Here is an 18,104-nt window from a genome sequence, read left to right on the forward strand (position 1 = left end):
GCCGCAATTTTTCGTTTTCAACAAGCGCGGCGCGATGCCGCTTACTCAAGAAGAAAGAATTATGACGTTGTCTCCTTATTTGCAAGAGGTGGCGAAGCGCCGCACTTTTGCCATTATTTCTCACCCGGACGCCGGTAAGACTACCATCACCGAGAAGGTGCTGCTGTTCGGACAGGCCATTCAGACCGCCGGTACAGTAAAAGGCCGTGGTTCCAACCAGCACGCTAAGTCGGACTGGATGGAGATGGAAAAGCAGCGTGGGATCTCCATTACTACGTCTGTGATGCAGTTTCCGTATCACGATTGCCTGGTTAACCTGCTCGACACCCCGGGGCATGAAGACTTCTCGGAAGATACCTATCGTACCCTGACGGCGGTGGACTGCTGCCTGATGGTTATCGACGCCGCAAAAGGTGTTGAAGATCGTACCCGTAAGCTGATGGAAGTTACCCGTCTGCGCGACACGCCGATCCTCACCTTTATGAACAAACTTGACCGTGATATCCGCGACCCGATGGAATTGCTCGATGAAGTTGAGAACGAGCTGAAAATTGGCTGCGCACCGATCACCTGGCCAATTGGCTGCGGCAAGCTGTTTAAAGGCGTTTACCACCTTTATAAAGATGAAACCTATCTCTATCAGAGCGGTAAAGGGCACACCATTCAGGAAGTCCGCATTGTTAAAGGGCTGAATAACCCGGATCTCGATGCTGCGGTTGGTGAAGATCTGGCACAGCAGCTGCGTGACGAACTGGAACTGGTGAAAGGCGCGTCTAACGAGTTCGACAAAGAGCTGTTCCTTGCGGGCGAAATCACTCCGGTATTCTTCGGTACTGCGCTGGGTAACTTCGGTGTCGATCATATGCTGGATGGCCTGGTGGAGTGGGCACCTGCGCCGATGCCGCGTCAGACTGATACCCGTACCGTAGAGGCGAGCGAAGACAAATTTACCGGCTTCGTATTTAAAATTCAGGCCAACATGGACCCGAAACACCGCGACCGCGTGGCGTTTATGCGTGTGGTGTCCGGTAAATATGAAAAAGGCATGAAGCTGCGCCAGGTGCGTACTGCGAAAGATGTGGTTATCTCCGACGCGCTGACCTTTATGGCGGGTGACCGTTCGCACGTTGAAGAAGCGTATCCGGGCGATATCCTCGGCCTGCACAACCACGGCACTATTCAGATCGGCGACACCTTTACCCAGGGTGAGATGATGAAGTTCACCGGTATTCCGAACTTCGCACCAGAACTGTTCCGTCGTATCCGCCTGAAAGATCCGCTGAAGCAAAAACAGCTGCTCAAAGGGCTGGTACAGCTTTCCGAAGAGGGCGCGGTGCAGGTGTTCCGTCCGATCTCCAACAACGATTTGATCGTTGGTGCAGTTGGTGTGCTGCAGTTTGATGTGGTGGTATCGCGCCTGAAGAGCGAATACAACGTTGAAGCAGTATATGAATCAGTCAACGTTGCCACTGCCCGCTGGGTAGAATGTGCGGACGCGAAGAAATTCGAAGAGTTCAAGCGTAAGAACGAAAGCCAACTGGCGCTTGATGGCGGCGATAACCTCGCTTACATCGCTACCAGCATGGTCAACCTGCGCCTGGCGCAGGAACGTTATCCGGACGTTCAGTTCCACCAGACCCGCGAGCATTAATTCTTGCCTCCAGGGCGCGGTAGCCGCTGCGCCCTGTCAATTTCCCTTCCTTATTAGCCGCTTACGGAATGTTCTTAAAACATTCACTTTTGCTTATGTTTTCGCTGATATCCCGAGCGGTTTCAAAATTGTGATCTATATTTAACAAAGTAATGACATTTCTGACGGCGTTAAATACCGTTCAATGCGTAGATATCAGTATCTAAAGCCGTTGATTGTCATTCTACCGATATTAATAACTGATTCAGAGGCTGTAATGGTCGTTATTCATCACCCATCGCTTTTGTGATGGCGACCATTGACTTCTGTAGAGGGTGAAGTCTCTCCCTATTCAGCAATGCAACCTCGTGTTGCCAGGCTCAAATTACGAGCAAACTTACAGGAATAAATCGATGACTATGACAAGACTGAAGATTTCGAAAACTCTGCTGGCTGTAATGTTGACCTCTGCCGTCGCGACCGGCGCTGCCTACGCGGAAAACAACGCACAGACTACCAATGAAAGCGCAGGGCAAAAAGTCGATAGCTCTATGAATAAAGTCGGTAATTTCATGGATGACAGCGCCATCACCGCGAAAGTGAAGGCGGCGCTGGTGGATCATGACAACATCAAGAGCACCGATATCTCTGTCAAAACCGATCAAAAAGTCGTGACCCTGAGCGGTTTCGTTGAAAGCCAGACCCAGGCCGAAGAGGCAGTGAAAGTGGCGAAAGGCGTTGAAGGCGTGACTTCTGTCAGCGACAAACTGCACGTTCGCGACGCTAAAGAAGGCTCTGTGAAGGGCTACGCGGGTGACACCGCCACCACCAGTGAAATCAAAGCCAAACTGCTGGCGGACGATATCGTACCTTCCCGTCATGTGAAAGTTGAAACCACCGACGGCGTGGTTCAGCTCTCCGGTACCGTCGATTCCCAGGCACAGAGCGACCGTGCTGAAAGTATCGCCAAAGCGGTAGATGGTGTGAAAAGCGTTAAAAATGATCTGAAAACTAAGTAATTCGTCGTAATTCGTCCTCCCGAACTTTGTCGGGAGGCGCGATGTGCACCACACTAAAAATATCGCATTGAGTGATTTTCACGCTCATATCAAGCGGTGACATTAACTATGGTAAAGGAGACGCTTATGTTTCGTTGGGGCATCATATTTCTGGTTATCGCGTTAATCGCCGCCGCACTTGGGTTTGGTGGTCTGGCCGGTACCGCTGCAGGCGCAGCTAAAATTGTCTTTGTCGTCGGGATTATTCTGTTCCTGGTGAGTTTGTTCATGGGCCGAAAACGACCCTAGATTTCAGACCATTAAGAAAATTTTATCCAAAGCCAGTCCAGCGGACTGGCTTTTGCGGTTTTAGCGAATAATAAATTGCGTTACTTTGTCATTCTTTCACAACAAAAACAGGAAGGCAGAGGTGGGGCAGCGAATACCTGTAACGCTTGGTAATATTGCGCCGTTGTCGCTAAGGCCGTTCCAGCCTGGACGAATAGCTCTGGTGTGCGAAGGCGGCGGGCAGCGTGGAATTTTCACGGCTGGCGTGCTGGATGAGTTTATGCGCGCGCAGTTTAATCCTTTCGATCTTTATCTCGGCACATCTGCCGGGGCGCAGAACCTCTCGGCGTATATCTGCAATCAGCCCGGTTACGCGCGCAAAGTCATCATGCGCTATACCACAAAACGCGAATTTTTCGATCCATTGCGCTTTGTGCGTGGAGGAAATCTTATCGATCTCGACTGGCTGGTGGAGGCCACCGCAAGTCAGATGCCGTTGCAAATGGATACCGCCGCGCGGTTGTTTGACAGCGGCAAATCGTTTTATATGTGCGCCTGTCGTCAGGATGACTATGCGCCGAATTACTTTTTACCAACCAAACAAAACTGGCTGGATGTGATTCGCGCCTCCAGTGCGATACCTGGCTTTTATCGTAGCGGAGTGTCGCTGGAAGGCATTAACTACCTGGATGGCGGGATCAGTGATGCGATTCCGGTTAAAGAGGCGGCAAGGCAGGGCGCTAAAACGTTGGTCGTCATTCGCACTGTGCCGTCACAAATGTACTACACGCCGCAGTGGTTCAAACGCATGGAACGCTGGCTGGGTGACAGTAGCCTGCAGCCGCTGGTTAATCTGGTGCAGCATCATGAAACCAGCTATCGTGACATCCAGCAATTTATTGAGAAACCACCGGGCAAGCTGCGGATATTCGAAATTTATCCACCGAAGCCATTACATAGTATCGCGCTTGGCAGTCGGATTCCGGCGCTGCGTGAAGACTATAAACTTGGGCGTTTATGCGGGCGATATTTCCTCGCCACGGTTGGCAAGCTATTAACTGAAAAAGCGCCGCTTACCCGCCATCTGGTGCCAGTGGTGACGCCGGAATCGATCGTTATTCCGCCTGCGCCAGTCGCCAACGATACGCTGGTTGCCGAAGTGAGCGATGCTCCGCAGGCGAACGACCCGACATTTAACAATGAGGATCTGGCTTGATTTGCCGTTTTATCGACACCCACTGCCATTTTGATTTCCCGCCGTTTAGTGGCGATGAAGAGGCCAGCCTGCAACGCGCGGCACAAGCGGGCGTAGGCAAGATCATTGTTCCGGCGACAGAGGCGGAAAATTTTGCCCGCGTGCAGGCGTTAGCGGAAAAATATCAACCGCTGTATGCCGCATTGGGCTTGCATCCGGGGATGTTGGAAAAACATAGCGATGTGTCTCTTGATCAGCTACAGCAGGCGCTGGAAAGGCGTCCAGCGAAGGTGGTGGCGGTGGGGGAGATCGGTCTGGATCTCTTCGGCGACGATCCGCAATTTGAGAGGCAGCAGTGGTTACTCGACGAACAACTGAAACTGGCGAAACGCTACGATCTGCCGGTGATCCTGCATTCACGGCGCACACACGACAAACTGGCGATGCATCTTAAACGCCACGATTTATCGCGCACTGGCGTGGTTCACGGTTTTTCCGGCAGCCTGCAACAGGCCGAGCGGTTTGTACAGCTGGGCTACAAAATCGGCGTAGGCGGTACTATCACCTATCCACGCGCCAGTAAAACCCGCGATGTCATCGCAAAATTACCGCTGGCATCGTTGTTGCTGGAAACCGACGCGCCGGATATGCCGCTCAACGGCTTTCAGGGGAAGCCTAACCGCCCGGAACAGGCTGCGCGGGTGTTTGACGTGCTTTGCGAGTTACGTCCGGAACCAGAAGATGAGATTGCCGAAGTGTTGCTTAATAATACGTATGCGGTGTTTAGCGTTCGTGGGTAGTTTACCCTTCGTAGGCAGCATCCGGCAGTCGGCGCATAATGCCTGATGCGACGCTTGTCGCGTCTTATCATGCCTACAGGTTTGTGCCGAACCGTAGGCCGTATCCGGCATGTCACAAATAGAGCGCCGGAAATATCAACCGGCTCACCCCGCGCACCTTTAACGCATCAGCCAACGGCTCAACGTCTTCCGGCGTGGCGCTCGCCCAGCTTTGCGCCTCGCCATACACGCCGTGGGCATGAAACGCATTCAGGCGAACCGGAACATCGCCAAGTCTCTTGATAAACGTCGCCAGCTCATCGATGTGATGCAAATAATCCACCTGGTCTGGAATTACCAGCAAACGCAGTTCCGCCAGCTTACCGCGCTCTGCCAGCAAACAGATGCTGCGCTTAATCTGCTGATTATCGCGTCCGGTTAATTGCTGATGACATTCGCTCCCCCACGCTTTGAGATCGAGCATCGCGCCGTCGCACACCGGGAGTAATTTTTCCCAGCCGGTTTCGCTCAACATACCGTTACTGTCCACGAGGCAGGTGAGGTGGCGCAGTTGCGGATCGTTTTTGATGGCTGTAAATAGCGCCACTACAAACGGCAGTTGGGTCGTGGCTTCGCCGCCGCTTACCGTTATCCCTTCAATAAACAGCACCGCTTTGCGGATATGGCTAAGCACCTCATCCACGCTCATGGATTGCGCCATTGGCGTGGCATGTTGCGGACACATCTTCAGGCAGGTATCACACTGCTCGCAAACCACAGCGTTCCACAGTACGTTGCCGTCAACAATCTGCAATGCCTGATGCGGACACTGTGGCACGCACTCCCCGCAATCATTGCAGCGTCCCATCGTCCACGGATTGTGACAGTTTTTGCAGCGCAGATTGCAGCCCTGCAAAAACAGAGCCAGACGACTGCCTGGCCCGTCAACGCAGGAGAAGGGGATAATCTTACTGACTAAAGCGCATCTGCTGTTCATGGCTTATCACGCGCGGCTGGCGTTCCAGAATACGAGTGTTGCGTGCGGCTTCTTCGCCCAGCCAGGTGGTGTTGGTGCGTGAACCTTCGGCGCGATATTTTTCTAAGTCCGACAAACGCACCATATAACCGGTAACGCGAACCAGATCGTTACCGCTGACATTGGCAGTAAATTCACGCATTCCGGCTTTAAAGGCACCGAGGCAAAGCTGTACCAGTGCCTGCGGGTTACGTTTGATGGTTTCGTCGAGCGTCAGAATGTCGCTGATGCCGGAATAATAATAAGCATGATGCGGGGCGACAGTTTGCAGATGGGTGATCGGATCTGGCTCATCGCCATACGGCAAACGCGCGCCCGGCGTGGTGCCGATATCGGAACTGATCCCCGACTGTGCGTGTAACATGGCGCGTTTTTGCCAGCCATATTTCACGGGGGTATTGGCGACAAACTCCGCCAGTTGCGCGCTGATGCGATAACCCACTTCATTTGCGGCGGCTTCTTTACCGTAGCGCGCGGCAATCCCTTCTTTCTCACACAGCAAGTTAACCGCTTCCGCCAGCCCATACATGCCAAACATTGGCACAAAACGTTCAGGGTTAATCAGCCCTTCTTTCACCAGGAAGCTATTCTCAAAGAAGTGTGATTGTTGATAGAGGAATTCACACCGCGCATCGATGATGGCGATCTGCTGCTGGCAGTAGTGCGGTAGAGTGCGCGTAAAGAAGTCATCCAGCGATTCGCTGCGCTCGGCAATGGCTTTCAGGTTAAGGCGTACCAGCGTGCTGCCACCACCCGCCAGCGGCAGTGAGTTGTAACAGCTCACAATCCCGTAGCCCCCTTTTGTGAAAATTTTATCATGCACCGGACCGTTGGCGATGTGCGGTTTGCTACATTCACAGATGTTCTTCGCCACTTCCAGCAGCAGGTCATCAGGGGTGATTTCAGGATCGTAGATAAAGGTCAGGTTCGGTGAAACCTGCTTCAACTCTGCGTCTGCACGTAAGATCGCGCGGGTAATGGGCGAATCAGACGGGCCGATATTGGCGTGCATAAAGGCGTCTGGCAGGGTTCTGTCGAGGTAACGCCAGAAACGTTTTATTCGAACATCGATCTCGTCTTGTGTTAGAATTCTAACATACGGTTGCAACAACGCATCCAGTTGCCCCAGGTAGACCGGCATCGATGTGACCGACGGTACGTGGTGGTAAAGAATGGTCAGCAGAGAGAGTGCGTCATCAAGATCTTTCGCGCCTTCCAGCTCCAGCCATTCGGAACCGTTCGCCAGAAAACGGGCGTAATCGGGTAAGACATAGCGCGGTTTGTACGGCGCATGACCTTCAAACATATCGCAGATTACACCCTCATCCAGCGCGCGGCGGGCTTCGGCAGGAAGCTGCGGATAAGGCAGATTGTTTTCTGCTTCCAGAGCCAGAAAATGGCGCTTCTGCTCCGGGCTAAGCACTGGGCTGGTGACAATTTGCTGGCAACGTTGTTGCAGTGCATTTTCATGAGAAGTGGGCATCTTCTTTTCCTTTTATGCCGAAGGTGATGCGCCATTGTAAGAAGTTTCGTGATGTTCACTTTGATCCTGATGCGTTTGCCACCACTGACGCATTCATTTGAAAGTGAATTATTTGAACCAGATCGCATTACAGTGATGCAAACTTGTAAGTAGATTTCCTTAATTGTGATGTATATCGAAGTGTGTTGCGGAGTAGATGTTAGAATACTAACAAACTCGCAAGGTGAATTTTATTGGCGACAAGCCAGGAGAATGAAATGACTGATCTGAAAGCAAGCAGCCTGCGTGCACTGAAATTGATGGACCTGACCACCCTGAATGACGACGACACCGACGAGAAAGTAATTGCTCTGTGTCATCAGGCCAAAACTCCGGTCGGCAATACCGCCGCTATCTGTATCTATCCTCGCTTTATCCCGATTGCTCGCAAAACGCTGAAAGAGCAGGGCACCCCGGAAATCCGAATCGCTACGGTAACCAACTTCCCACACGGTAACGATGACATCGAAATCGCGCTGGCAGAAACCCGTGCGGCAATCGCCTACGGTGCTGATGAAGTTGACGTTGTGTTCCCGTACCGCGCGCTGATGGCGGGTAACGAGCAGGTTGGTTTTGACCTGGTGAAAGCCTGTAAAGAGGCTTGCGCGGCAGCGAATGTACTGCTGAAAGTGATCATCGAAACCGGCGAACTGAAAGACGAAGCGCTGATCCGTAAAGCGTCTGAAATCTCCATCAAAGCGGGTGCGGACTTCATCAAAACCTCTACCGGTAAAGTGGCTGTGAACGCGACGCCGGAAAGCGCGCGCATCATGATGGAAGTGATCCGTGATATGGGCGTAGAAAAAACCGTTGGTTTCAAACCAGCGGGCGGCGTGCGTACTGCGGAAGATGCGCAGAAATATCTCGCCATCGCAGATGAACTGTTCGGTGCTGACTGGGCAGATGCGCGTCACTACCGCTTTGGTGCTTCCAGCCTGCTGGCAAGCCTGTTGAAAGCGCTGGGCCACGGTGACGGTAAGAGCGCCAGCAGCTACTAAGTAAGATGCTTTACGCCTGATGCGCTGCGCTTATCAGGCCTACGAGACGTATCTACCCGTAGGCCGGATAAGGCGTAGACGCATCCGGCAAAAGCCGCCTCATACTCTTTTCCTCGGGAGGTTACCTTGTTTCTCGCACAAGAAATTATTCGTAAAAAACGTGATGGTCATGCGCTAAGCGATGAAGAAATTCGTTTCTTTATCAACGGTATTCGCGACAACACTATCTCCGAAGGGCAGATTGCCGCCCTCGCGATGACCATTTTCTTCCACGATATGACAATGCCTGAGCGTGTCTCGCTGACCATGGCGATGCGAGATTCAGGAACCGTTCTCGACTGGAAAAGCCTGCATCTGAATGGCCCGATTGTTGATAAACACTCCACCGGCGGCGTCGGCGATGTGACTTCGCTGATGTTGGGGCCGATGGTCGCAGCCTGCGGCGGCTATATTCCGATGATCTCCGGTCGCGGCCTCGGTCATACTGGCGGTACGCTCGACAAACTGGAATCCATCCCTGGCTTCGACATTTTCCCGGATGACAACCGTTTCCGCGAAATTATTAAAGACGTCGGCGTAGCGATTATCGGCCAGACCAGCTCACTGGCTCCGGCGGATAAACGTTTCTACGCGACCCGTGATATTACCGCAACCGTGGACTCCATCCCGCTGATCACTGCCTCGATCCTGGCGAAGAAACTGGCGGAAGGTCTGGATGCGCTGGTGATGGACGTGAAAGTGGGTAGCGGTGCGTTTATGCCGACCTACGAACTCTCTGAAGCCCTTGCCGAAGCGATTGTTGGCGTGGCTAACGGCGCTGGCGTGCGCACCACCGCGCTGCTCACCGATATGAATCAGGTACTGGCCTCCAGTGCAGGTAACGCGGTTGAAGTTCGTGAAGCGGTGCAGTTCCTGACGGGTGAATATCGTAACCCGCGTCTGTTTGATGTCACGATGGCGCTGTGCGTGGAGATGCTTATCTCCGGCAAACTGGCGAAAGATGACGCCGAAGCGCGCGCGAAATTGCAAGCAGTGCTGGACAACGGTAAAGCGGCAGAAGTCTTTGGTCGTATGGTAGCGGCACAAAAAGGCCCAACCGACTTCGTTGAGAACTACGCGAAGTATCTGCCGACAGCGATGCTGACGAAAGCAGTCTATGCTGATACCGAAGGTTTTGTCAGTGAAATGGATACCCGCGCGCTGGGGATGGCAGTGGTTGCAATGGGCGGCGGTCGTCGTCAGGCATCTGACACCATTGATTACAGCGTCGGCTTTACTGATATGGCGCGTCTGGGCGACCAGGTAGACGGTCAGCGTCCGCTGGCGGTTATCCACGCGAAAGACGAAAACAGCTGGCAGGAAGCGGCGAAAGCGGTGAAAGCGGCAATTAAACTTGCCGATAAAGCACCGGAAAGCACACCAACTGTCTATCGCCGTATCAGCGAATAACGGTATACTGATCTGATCATTTAAATTTGAAGCACTGAGTACGGAGAACATATGAAACGTGCATTTATTATGGTGCTGGACTCATTCGGCATCGGCGCTACAGAAGATGCAGAACGCTTTGGTGACGTCGGGGCTGACACCCTGGGTCATATCGCAGAAGCTTGTGCTAAAGGCGAAGCTGATAACGGTCGTAAAGGCCCGCTCAATCTGCCAAATCTGACCCGTCTGGGGCTGGCGAAAGCACACGAAGGTTCTACCGGTTTCATTCCGGCGGGAATGGACGGCAACGCTGAAGTTATCGGCGCGTACGCATGGGCGCACGAAATGTCATCCGGTAAAGATACCCCGTCTGGTCACTGGGAAATCGCCGGTGTCCCGGTTCTGTTTGAGTGGGGATACTTCTCCGATCACGAAAACAGCTTCCCGCAAGAGCTGCTGGATAAACTGGTTGAACGCGCTAACCTGCCTGGTTATCTCGGTAACTGCCACTCTTCCGGTACGGTCATTCTGGATCAGCTGGGCGAAGAGCACATGAAAACCGGCAAGCCGATTTTCTATACCTCCGCTGACTCCGTGTTCCAGATTGCCTGCCACGAAGAAACCTTTGGCCTGGATAAACTCTACGAACTGTGCGAAATCGCCCGTGAAGAGCTGACCAACGGCGGCTACAACATCGGTCGTGTTATCGCTCGTCCGTTTATTGGCGACAAAGCCGGTAACTTCCAGCGTACCGGTAACCGTCACGACCTGGCTGTTGAGCCGCCAGCACCGACCGTGCTGCAGAAACTGGTTGATGAAAAACACGGTCAGGTGGTTTCTGTCGGTAAAATTGCAGACATCTACGCCAACTGCGGTATCACCAAGAAAGTGAAAGCAACTGGCCTGGACGCGCTGTTTGACGCCACCATCAAAGAGATGAAAGAAGCGGGTGATAACACCATCGTCTTCACCAACTTCGTTGACTTCGACTCTTCCTGGGGCCACCGTCGCGACGTCGCAGGTTATGCGGCGGGTCTGGAACTGTTCGACCGCCGTCTGCCGGAGCTGATGTCTCTGCTGCGCGATGACGACATCCTGATCCTCACTGCTGACCACGGTTGTGATCCGACCTGGACCGGTACTGATCACACGCGTGAACACATTCCGGTACTGGTTTACGGCCCGAAAGTAAAACCGGGCTCACTGGGTCACCGTGAAACCTTCGCGGATATCGGCCAGACTCTGGCAAAATATTTTGGTACTTCTGATATGGAATATGGCAAAGCCATGTTCTGATAATGGGTGCGGCTTGATGCCCTCACCCCGGCCCTCTCCCTCAGGGAGAGGGTGAAAACATGTAGATAAGGATAAAACAATGGCTACCCCACACATTAATGCAGAAATGGGCGATTTCGCTGACGTAGTTTTGATGCCAGGCGACCCGCTGCGTGCAAAGTATATTGCTGAAACTTTCCTTGAAGATGCCCGTGAAGTGAACAACGTTCGCGGTATGCTGGGCTTCACCGGTACTTATAAAGGCCGCAAAATTTCCGTAATGGGTCACGGTATGGGTATCCCGTCCTGCTCCATCTACACCAAAGAACTGATCACCGATTTCGGCGTGAAGAAAATTATCCGCGTGGGTTCCTGTGGCGCAGTTCTGCCGCACGTAAAACTGCGCGACGTCGTTATCGGTATGGGTGCCTGCACCGATTCCAAAGTTAACCGCATCCGTTTTAAAGATCATGACTTTGCCGCTATCGCTGACTTTGACATGGTGCGTAACGCGGTAGACGCGGCTAAAGCACTGGGCATTGATGCTCGCGTTGGTAACCTGTTCTCCGCTGACCTGTTCTACTCTCCGGACGGCGAAATGTTCGACGTGATGGAAAAATACGGCATCCTCGGCGTGGAAATGGAAGCGGCTGGTATCTACGGCGTCGCTGCAGAATTTGGCGCGAAAGCCCTGACCATCTGTACCGTGTCTGACCACATCCGCACTCACGAGCAGACCACTGCCGCTGAGCGTCAGACCACCTTCAACGACATGATCAAAATCGCACTGGAATCCGTTCTGCTGGGCGATAAAGAGTAATTGTGTTTCGCTGAAAGGCGATTGTCGTGTGAAGCCGGAGTGGGAGACTGCTCCGGCTTTTTAGTATCTATTCATCAATAGCAACTGATTTATAGATTTACTATTATTTTTCATATGGATAGAAAATAAAATCTATTCAAGTATCTATTCACGAATCTATTCATTTATGTTCAGCCGTCATCCAGGAAGGGCATATCAGCAACTCTGGTGGACAACCATAAATTTCTGCCATTTTGCTTTTGATGTTTGAGCTAAACCGTTCCGTCTTTTCGATCTATTTTAGAGAATTAATCGAGATACCTAACATTTTACTTACTTCAGCAAGCGATAATTTATGCCTGATACGCACGGCGGCTAGCCAGGAAATACGCTGGCTTAACATTATATTGATAATCTCCCGCTCCTGGTTTTCCAGATCGATCATATTCCCTTCCTTTGGTATTTTAATCAGCGAGTTACCTTACCGCCCCCGCTATCCACGTCGACAACTCCCGTAGCTCTTTTTCCTGGTCCGGGAAGTCAACCAACAGCGCTTCGCACTCTTGTTGCAGCATATCCGCGCGGTACAGGCCGCCTTGCAGTCGCCCGGCGAGGGCTTCCAGCGGCGCGGGGTTGAGGCTGTCGGTAAACACCTGGGCGCGGGTGATATGGCCTTTTTCAACGTCGAAATGCAGTTCCACGCCGCCCCAGCTAAAGCGTTCATCCAGCAGATGCGAGAATGCAGGAGCCTGACCGAAGTTCCATTCCCAGCTACTCTGACGGGCAAAGGTTTCGGCGAAGTTTGGCAAGTCTGGCGTTTTGTCCGGGGAGATGATTTCCGCTTCTACACGCTCGCCATAATGGGCGAAAAAGGCCTTGGTTATGGCCTCGCAAACCTGCTCATGGGTGATCCCCGGCAGCAGCTCGGTGAGGTTGGTCACGCGGGAACGCACTGAGGTAATGCCTTTCGCCGCCAGTTTCTTTTTATCCGGATTGAGATAGTTTGCCAGGCGGCTAAGGTCGGCATTGAGCAGCAAGGTGCCGTGGTGGAAGCCACGATCTTTGGTTTCGCGATAGGCCGATCCTGAGACTTTGCGGTCACCTTCGGCGGTTTTCACCACCAGATCGTTACGCCCGGACGCTTCGGCGCTGACGCCAAGCGCGTTCAGCGCATTGAGCACAATCGACGTGGAGATGGTTTTATCGTACTCCGGCTTGCCAGCCATAAAGGTAAAGCAGGTATTGCCGAGATCGTGGAACACCGCGCCGCCACCGCTACTGCGCCGTGCCAGGCGGACGTTATCTTCTTCCATCCGCCGGGTATTACACTCTTTCCACGGGTTCTGCGCGCGACCAATCACTACCGTGTCGGCATTGCGCCAGAGAAACAGAACGCGCTGCGTGGCGGGCATCTGGCGAAAAATACACTCCTCCACCGCCAGGTTAAACCACGGGTCGTAAGAGTCAGAGATGAGCAGGCGTAATGTGGACATAACGATTTCCTTTCTTGTAGTAATGGGTCACTCTTTTTTCTCGCTTTCTTCCTCTTCCGGCACCGGTTTGCTGGCGGTTAACAGGAAGGGCGATTGCTGCCAGCGGGTACGTTTACCCTGTAGCAGCGTGCGGGTCAGCACTACGCCGATTGCCAGTGAAAGCAGCAACATCAGGCGTAAAATGTTAGTGGTGTTATCCACCTGTTGGGCTTCGGTGGCGAGCGTATGGGTGTCGAGCGTCAGGCGCAGATAGCCGAGCGGTCCGTTTTTCCCGGCAATTGGTTCGACAATCTGCTGGTTAAAATAGCCGCCCGCTTTTTTACCGTCGAGCGCCAGCCGGTCGCGCACTTCGACGCTTTCGCCAGAACGTGCGATAAGATCGCCTTGTTCGTCATACACACCCGCGTCGAGGATACGGCTTTCATCCGTTAACTGATCGAGGATCGCCTGAATGCGTTTTTCATCCGGTGAGTCGGTACGCATCAGCGGTGCAACGTTCAGCGTTACCTGACGCGCCAGGGTGCGGGCCAGTTCTTCCAGCTGTGGATTACGTTGTCGCTGGTGGTTTTGACTAAACCATGACGCTCCCTGCATCAGCGCCACTAACAAGGCAAGACAGAACAGGACAATCACTGCCCGATGCAGCCGGAATTTCAGTTTTGTGCGAGCCATCTTCCACCCTTTGAAAATTTGAGACTTAATGTTGCCAGAAGCAATGGATACAAGGTAGCCTCATGCGTTATTTTCCCTGCTTCGAACGATTTTACAGGAGCCTTAATGCCTAACATTACCTGGTGCGACCTGCCTGAAGATGTCTCTTTATGGCCTGGTCTGCCTCTTTCATTAAGTGGTGATGAAGTGATGCCACTGGATTACCACGCAGGTCGTAGCGGCTGGCTGCTGTATGGTCGTGGGCTGGATAAACAGCGTCTGACCCAATACCAGAGCAAACTGGGTGCGGCGATGGTGATTGTTGCCGCCTGGTGCGTGGAAGATTATCAGGTGATTCGTCTGGCAGGTTCACTCACCGCACGGGCTACGCGCCTGGCCCATGAAGCGCAACTGGATGTCGCCCCGCTGGGGAAAATCCCGCACCTGCGCACGCCGGGTTTGCTGGTGATGGACATGGATTCCACCGCCATCCAGATTGAATGTATTGATGAAATTGCCAAACTGGCCGGAACGGGCGAGATGGTGGCGGAAGTAACCGAACGGGCGATGCGCGGCGAACTCGATTTTACCGCCAGCCTGCGCAGCCGTGTGGCGACGCTGAAAGGCGCTGACGCCAATATTCTGCAACAGGTGCGTGAAAATCTGCCGCTGATGCCAGGCTTAACGCAACTGGTGCTCAAGCTGGAAACGCTGGGCTGGAAAGTGGCGATTGCCTCCGGCGGCTTTACTTTCTTTGCTGAATATCTGCGCGACAAGCTGCGCCTGACCGCCGTGGTAGCCAATGAACTGGAGATCATGGACGGTAAATTTACCGGCAATGTGATCGGCGACATCGTAGACGCGCAGTACAAAGCGAAAACTTTGACTCGCCTCGCGCAGGAGTATGAAATCCCGCTGGCGCAGACCGTGGCGATTGGCGATGGAGCTAATGACCTGCCGATGATCAAAGCAGCAGGGCTGGGGATTGCCTACCATGCCAAGCCAAAAGTGAATGAAAAGGCGGAAGTCACCATCCGTCACGCTGACCTGATGGGGGTATTCTGCATCCTCTCTGGCAGCCTGAATCAGAAGTAATTGCTCGCCCGCCATCCTGCGGGCGGCACAGCATTAACGAGGTACACCGTGGCAAAAGCTCCAAAACGCGCCTTTGTTTGTAATGAATGCGGGGCCGATTATCCGCGCTGGCAGGGGCAGTGCAGTGCCTGTCATGCCTGGAACACCATCACCGAGGTGCGTCTTGCTGCGTCGCCAACGGTGGCGCGTAACGAGCGTCTCAGCGGCTATGCCGGTAGCGCCGGGGTGGCAAAAGTCCAGAAACTCTCCGATATCAGCCTTGAAGAGCTGCCGCGTTTTTCCACCGGATTTAAAGAGTTCGACCGCGTACTAGGCGGCGGCGTGGTGCCAGGAAGCGCCATTCTGATTGGCGGTAACCCAGGTGCGGGGAAATCCACGCTGCTACTGCAAACGCTGTGCAAACTGGCCCAGCAGATGAAAACGCTGTATGTCACTGGCGAAGAGTCGCTGCAACAGGTGGCAATGCGCGCTCATCGCCTTGGCCTGCCGACTGACAATCTCAATATGTTGTCGGAAACCAGCATCGAACAGATCTGCCTGATTGCCGAAGAAGAGCAACCGAAACTGATGGTAATTGACTCGATCCAGGTGATGCATATGGCGGATGTACAATCATCGCCTGGTAGCGTGGCGCAGGTGCGTGAAACGGCGGCTTATCTGACGCGCTTCGCCAAAACGCGCGGTGTGGCGATTGTCATGGTTGGGCACGTAACCAAAGATGGCTCGCTGGCTGGCCCTAAAGTGCTGGAACACTGTATCGACTGTTCGGTGCTTCTGGATGGTGATGCCGACTCCCGTTTTCGCACCTTGCGCAGCCATAAAAACCGCTTCGGCGCGGTGAATGAGCTGGGCGTCTTCGCGATGACCGAACAGGGGCTGCGTGAAGTCAGCAACCCTTCGGCAATTTTCTTAAGTCGCGGAGATGAAGTGACCTCCGGCAGCTCCGTGATGGTGGTGTGGGAAGGAACGCGTCCGTTGCTGGTGGAGATTCAGGCGCTGGTCGATCACTCGATGATGGCGAATCCGCGCCGCGTGGCAGTGGGGCTGGAACAAAACCGTCTGGCAATCCTGCTGGCTGTCTTGCACCGTCACGGTGGTCTGCAAATGGCCGATCAGGATGTATTTGTGAACGTGGTCGGCGGCGTGAAGGTAACCGAAACCAGTGCCGATTTAGCGTTACTGCTGGCGATGGTTTCCAGCCTGCGTGACAGACCGCTGCCACAGGATCTGGTGGTGTTTGGTGAAGTCGGGCTGGCAGGGGAGATCCGCCCGGTGCCCAGCGGTCAGGAACGAATTTCAGAAGCGGCGAAACACGGTTTTCGCCGGGCGATTGTTCCGGCGGCTAACGTACCGAAAAAAGCGCCGGAAGGGATGCAGATTTTTGGCGTTAAAAAACTCTCCGACGCGCTTAGCGTGTTCGACGACTTATAATGAGAGATACGGAGGGAGATATGTCGTCATTTGATTACCTGAAAACTGCCATCAAGCAACAGGGCTGCACGCTACAGCAGGTAGCTGATGCCAGCGGTATGACCAAAGGGTATTTAAGCCAGTTACTGAATGCCAAAATTAAAAGCCCCAGCGCGCAAAAGCTGGAGGCGTTGCACCGTTTTTTGGGGCTTGAATTTCCCCGACAGAAGAAAACCATTGGTGTCGTATTCGGTAAGTTCTACCCGCTGCATACCGGACATATCTACCTTATCCAGCGCGCCTGTAGCCAGGTTGACGAGCTGCATATCATTATGGGTTTTGACGATACCCGCGACCGCGCGTTGTTTGAAGACAGCGCCATGTCGCAGCAGCCCACGGTGCCGGATCGTCTGCGCTGGTTATTACAAACTTTTAAATATCAGAAAAATATTCGCATTCATGCTTTCAACGAAGAGGGCATGGAGCCGTATCCGCACGGCTGGGATGTGTGGAGCAACGGCATCAAAAAGTTTATGGCTGAAAAGGGGATTCAGCCGGACCTGATCTACACCTCGGAAGAAGCCGATGCGCCACAGTATATGGAACATCTGGGGATCGATACGGTGCTGGTCGATCCGAAACGTACCTTTATGAGTATCAGCGGTGCGCAGATCCGCGAAAACCCGTTCCGCTACTGGGAATATATTCCTACGGAAGTGAAGCCGTTCTTTGTACGTACCGTGGCGATCCTTGGTGGCGAGTCGAGCGGTAAATCCACTTTGGTAAACAAACTTGCCAATATCTTCAATACCACCAGTGCGTGGGAATATGGTCGCGATTATGTCTTTTCACACCTCGGCGGTGATGAGATCGCATTGCAGTATTCCGATTACGATAAAATCGCGCTGGGCCACGCACAATACATTGATTTTGCAGTGAAATATGCCAATAAAGTGGCGTTTATTGACACTGATTTTGTCACTACCCAGGCGTTCTGCAAAAAGTACGAAGGGCGTGAGCATCCGTTCGTACAGGCGTTGATTGATGAATACCGTTTCGATCTGGTGATCCTGCTGGAGAACAACACGCCGTGGGTGGCGGATGGTTTACGCAGCCTCGGCAGTTCGGTGGATCGCAAAGAGTTCCAGAACTTGCTGGTGGAGATGCTGGAAGAGAACAATATCGAATTCGTGCGGGTTGAAGAGGACGATTATGACAGCCGTTTCCTGCGCTGCGTGGAGCTGGTGCGGGAGATGATGGGGGAGCAGAGATAACCGCGATGAAACGGCTCAAAGGCGAGGTATAAAATAAGTTTTTTGATGAGTTGAAAACCTCTCTGGAAGAGGCTGTCGAGATTAAACAAGGTTTAAAAGAATCAGCACGGGTGACCCGCTACGAATTTGCGGATACTAAGGCTGTTGTAGGCCGGAAAAGGCGTTCACGCCGTATCCGGCATTCGGTGCTCAATGCCTGATGCGACGCTTACCGCGTCTTATCAGGCCTGGAG

16 protein-coding genes and 2 pseudogenes are annotated in these 18,104 nt (G+C 53.2%); 13 read left to right on the forward strand and 5 right to left on the reverse strand.

Annotation, left to right across the window (positions count from 1 at the left end):
- The first annotated feature begins 61 nt into the window (after positions 1-61).
- The 5 genes from prfC to FTE26_RS14945 all read left to right on the forward strand — a co-directional run bounded on the left by prfC (position 62) and on the right by FTE26_RS14945 (position 4,911).
- The gene (gene prfC, locus FTE26_RS14925) at positions 62-1,651 is read left to right on the forward strand and encodes a peptide chain release factor 3 (RefSeq protein ID WP_000175943.1); all 1,590 of its coding nucleotides are present in this window, start codon (positions 62-64) and stop codon (positions 1,649-1,651) included.
- A gap of 392 nt (positions 1,652-2,043) precedes the next feature.
- Positions 2,044-2,649, forward strand: a complete 606-nt coding sequence (osmY, locus tag FTE26_RS14930) for a molecular chaperone OsmY (protein ID WP_001348455.1) — start codon at positions 2,044-2,046, stop codon at positions 2,647-2,649.
- A gap of 126 nt (positions 2,650-2,775) precedes the next feature.
- Positions 2,776-2,937 (forward strand): DUF1328 domain-containing protein, encoded by a 162-nt coding sequence (locus FTE26_RS14935; protein WP_000490275.1) that lies wholly within the window; start codon positions 2,776-2,778, stop codon positions 2,935-2,937.
- Positions 2,938-3,058: 121 nt separating this feature from the next.
- Positions 3,059-4,132, forward strand: a complete 1,074-nt coding sequence (locus FTE26_RS14940; RefSeq protein ID WP_000531527.1) for a patatin-like phospholipase family protein — start codon at positions 3,059-3,061, stop codon at positions 4,130-4,132.
- Positions 4,129-4,911 (forward strand): metal-dependent hydrolase, encoded by a 783-nt coding sequence (locus FTE26_RS14945; RefSeq protein WP_000563066.1) that lies wholly within the window; start codon positions 4,129-4,131, stop codon positions 4,909-4,911. The genes FTE26_RS14940 and FTE26_RS14945 overlap by 4 nt, the downstream gene beginning before the upstream one ends.
- A 112-nt stretch (positions 4,912-5,023) precedes the next feature.
- Here the strand turns inward: FTE26_RS14945 and FTE26_RS14950 are convergent, their stop codons facing one another.
- A complete protein-coding gene (locus FTE26_RS14950; protein WP_001088423.1) occupies positions 5,024-5,887 on the reverse strand; it encodes a YjjW family glycine radical enzyme activase in 864 nt (287 codons plus the stop codon).
- Positions 5,859-7,409 (reverse strand): YjjI family glycine radical enzyme, encoded by a 1,551-nt coding sequence (locus FTE26_RS14955; protein WP_001143253.1) that lies wholly within the window; start codon positions 7,407-7,409, stop codon positions 5,859-5,861. The genes FTE26_RS14950 and FTE26_RS14955 overlap by 29 nt, the downstream gene beginning before the upstream one ends.
- Before the next feature lie 257 nt (positions 7,410-7,666).
- On the opposite strand from FTE26_RS14955, the gene deoC reads away from it, so the two are divergent.
- From deoC to deoD, 4 genes are all read left to right on the forward strand, one after another.
- Positions 7,667-8,446 (forward strand): deoxyribose-phosphate aldolase, encoded by a 780-nt coding sequence (deoC, locus tag FTE26_RS14960; protein ID WP_001295412.1) that lies wholly within the window; start codon positions 7,667-7,669, stop codon positions 8,444-8,446.
- Positions 8,447-8,572: 126 nt separating this feature from the next.
- Positions 8,573-9,895 (forward strand): thymidine phosphorylase, encoded by a 1,323-nt coding sequence (gene deoA / locus FTE26_RS14965; RefSeq protein ID WP_000477811.1) that lies wholly within the window; start codon positions 8,573-8,575, stop codon positions 9,893-9,895.
- Positions 9,896-9,946: 51 nt separating this feature from the next.
- Positions 9,947-11,170 (forward strand): phosphopentomutase, encoded by a 1,224-nt coding sequence (deoB, locus tag FTE26_RS14970; protein ID WP_000816471.1) that lies wholly within the window; start codon positions 9,947-9,949, stop codon positions 11,168-11,170.
- A gap of 79 nt (positions 11,171-11,249) precedes the next feature.
- Positions 11,250-11,969: a purine-nucleoside phosphorylase gene (deoD, locus tag FTE26_RS14975; protein ID WP_000224877.1), complete on the forward strand. Its 720-nt coding sequence runs from the start codon at positions 11,250-11,252 to the stop codon at positions 11,967-11,969.
- A 160-nt stretch (positions 11,970-12,129) separates the two neighbouring features.
- Here deoD and FTE26_RS14980 read toward each other — a convergent pair.
- From FTE26_RS14980 to FTE26_RS14990, 3 genes and pseudogenes are all read right to left on the reverse strand, one after another.
- A pseudogene (locus FTE26_RS14980) lies at positions 12,130-12,393 on the reverse strand (helix-turn-helix domain-containing protein).
- 31 nt (positions 12,394-12,424) lie between these two features.
- Positions 12,425-13,441, reverse strand: coding sequence for a lipoate--protein ligase LplA (gene lplA / locus FTE26_RS14985; RefSeq protein WP_000105865.1), 1,017 nt, complete (start codon positions 13,439-13,441; stop codon positions 12,425-12,427).
- Positions 13,442-13,468: 27 nt separating this feature from the next.
- The gene (locus FTE26_RS14990) at positions 13,469-14,113 is read right to left on the reverse strand and encodes a YtjB family periplasmic protein (RefSeq protein WP_000124615.1); all 645 of its coding nucleotides are present in this window, start codon (positions 14,111-14,113) and stop codon (positions 13,469-13,471) included.
- A gap of 105 nt (positions 14,114-14,218) precedes the next feature.
- Between FTE26_RS14990 and serB the strand changes: the two genes are divergently transcribed.
- From serB to FTE26_RS20330, 4 genes and pseudogenes are all read left to right on the forward strand, one after another.
- Positions 14,219-15,187, forward strand: coding sequence for a phosphoserine phosphatase (gene serB / locus FTE26_RS14995; protein WP_001132955.1), 969 nt, complete (start codon positions 14,219-14,221; stop codon positions 15,185-15,187).
- A gap of 48 nt (positions 15,188-15,235) precedes the next feature.
- Entirely contained in the window at positions 15,236-16,618 is a 1,383-nt protein-coding gene (gene radA, locus FTE26_RS15000) for a DNA repair protein RadA (protein ID WP_001029698.1), read from the forward strand.
- Positions 16,619-16,638: 20 nt separating this feature from the next.
- Positions 16,639-17,871 carry a multifunctional transcriptional regulator/nicotinamide-nucleotide adenylyltransferase/ribosylnicotinamide kinase NadR gene (gene nadR, locus FTE26_RS15005; protein ID WP_000093810.1) on the forward strand — a complete coding sequence of 411 codons (1,233 nt, stop codon included), beginning with the start codon at positions 16,639-16,641 and terminating at the stop codon, positions 17,869-17,871.
- 50 nt (positions 17,872-17,921) lie between these two features.
- Positions 17,922-18,017 (forward strand): annotated as a pseudogene (locus tag FTE26_RS20330) (NadS family protein); the annotation flags it as partial.
- Between the last annotated feature and the right edge of the window lie 87 nt (positions 18,018-18,104).

The sequence above is a fragment of the Escherichia sp. S10b genome (assembly GCF_028421345.1).
Classification (GTDB): Bacteria; Pseudomonadota; Gammaproteobacteria; order Enterobacterales; family Enterobacteriaceae; genus ECMA0423.

Bases quoted from the DNA above. Each gene is read 5' to 3' on its own strand.
- prfC (WP_000175943.1), top strand. From the start codon at position 62: ATGACGTTGTCTCCTTATTTGCAAGAGGTGGCGAAGCGCCGCACTTTT.
- osmY (WP_001348455.1), top strand. From the start codon at position 2,044: ATGACTATGACAAGACTGAAGATTTCGAAAACTCTGCTGGCTGTAATG.
- FTE26_RS14935 (WP_000490275.1), top strand. From the start codon at position 2,776: ATGTTTCGTTGGGGCATCATATTTCTGGTTATCGCGTTAATCGCCGCC.
- FTE26_RS14950 (WP_001088423.1), bottom strand. From the start codon at position 5,887: ATGAACAGCAGATGCGCTTTAGTCAGTAAGATTATCCCCTTCTCCTGC.
- FTE26_RS14955 (WP_001143253.1), bottom strand. From the start codon at position 7,409: ATGCCCACTTCTCATGAAAATGCACTGCAACAACGTTGCCAGCAAATT.
- deoC (WP_001295412.1), top strand. From the start codon at position 7,667: ATGACTGATCTGAAAGCAAGCAGCCTGCGTGCACTGAAATTGATGGAC.
- deoB (WP_000816471.1), top strand. From the start codon at position 9,947: ATGAAACGTGCATTTATTATGGTGCTGGACTCATTCGGCATCGGCGCT.
- deoD (WP_000224877.1), top strand. From the start codon at position 11,250: ATGGCTACCCCACACATTAATGCAGAAATGGGCGATTTCGCTGACGTA.
- lplA (WP_000105865.1), bottom strand. From the start codon at position 13,441: ATGTCCACATTACGCCTGCTCATCTCTGACTCTTACGACCCGTGGTTT.
- FTE26_RS14990 (WP_000124615.1), bottom strand. From the start codon at position 14,113: ATGGCTCGCACAAAACTGAAATTCCGGCTGCATCGGGCAGTGATTGTC.
- serB (WP_001132955.1), top strand. From the start codon at position 14,219: ATGCCTAACATTACCTGGTGCGACCTGCCTGAAGATGTCTCTTTATGG.
- nadR (WP_000093810.1), top strand. From the start codon at position 16,639: ATGTCGTCATTTGATTACCTGAAAACTGCCATCAAGCAACAGGGCTGC.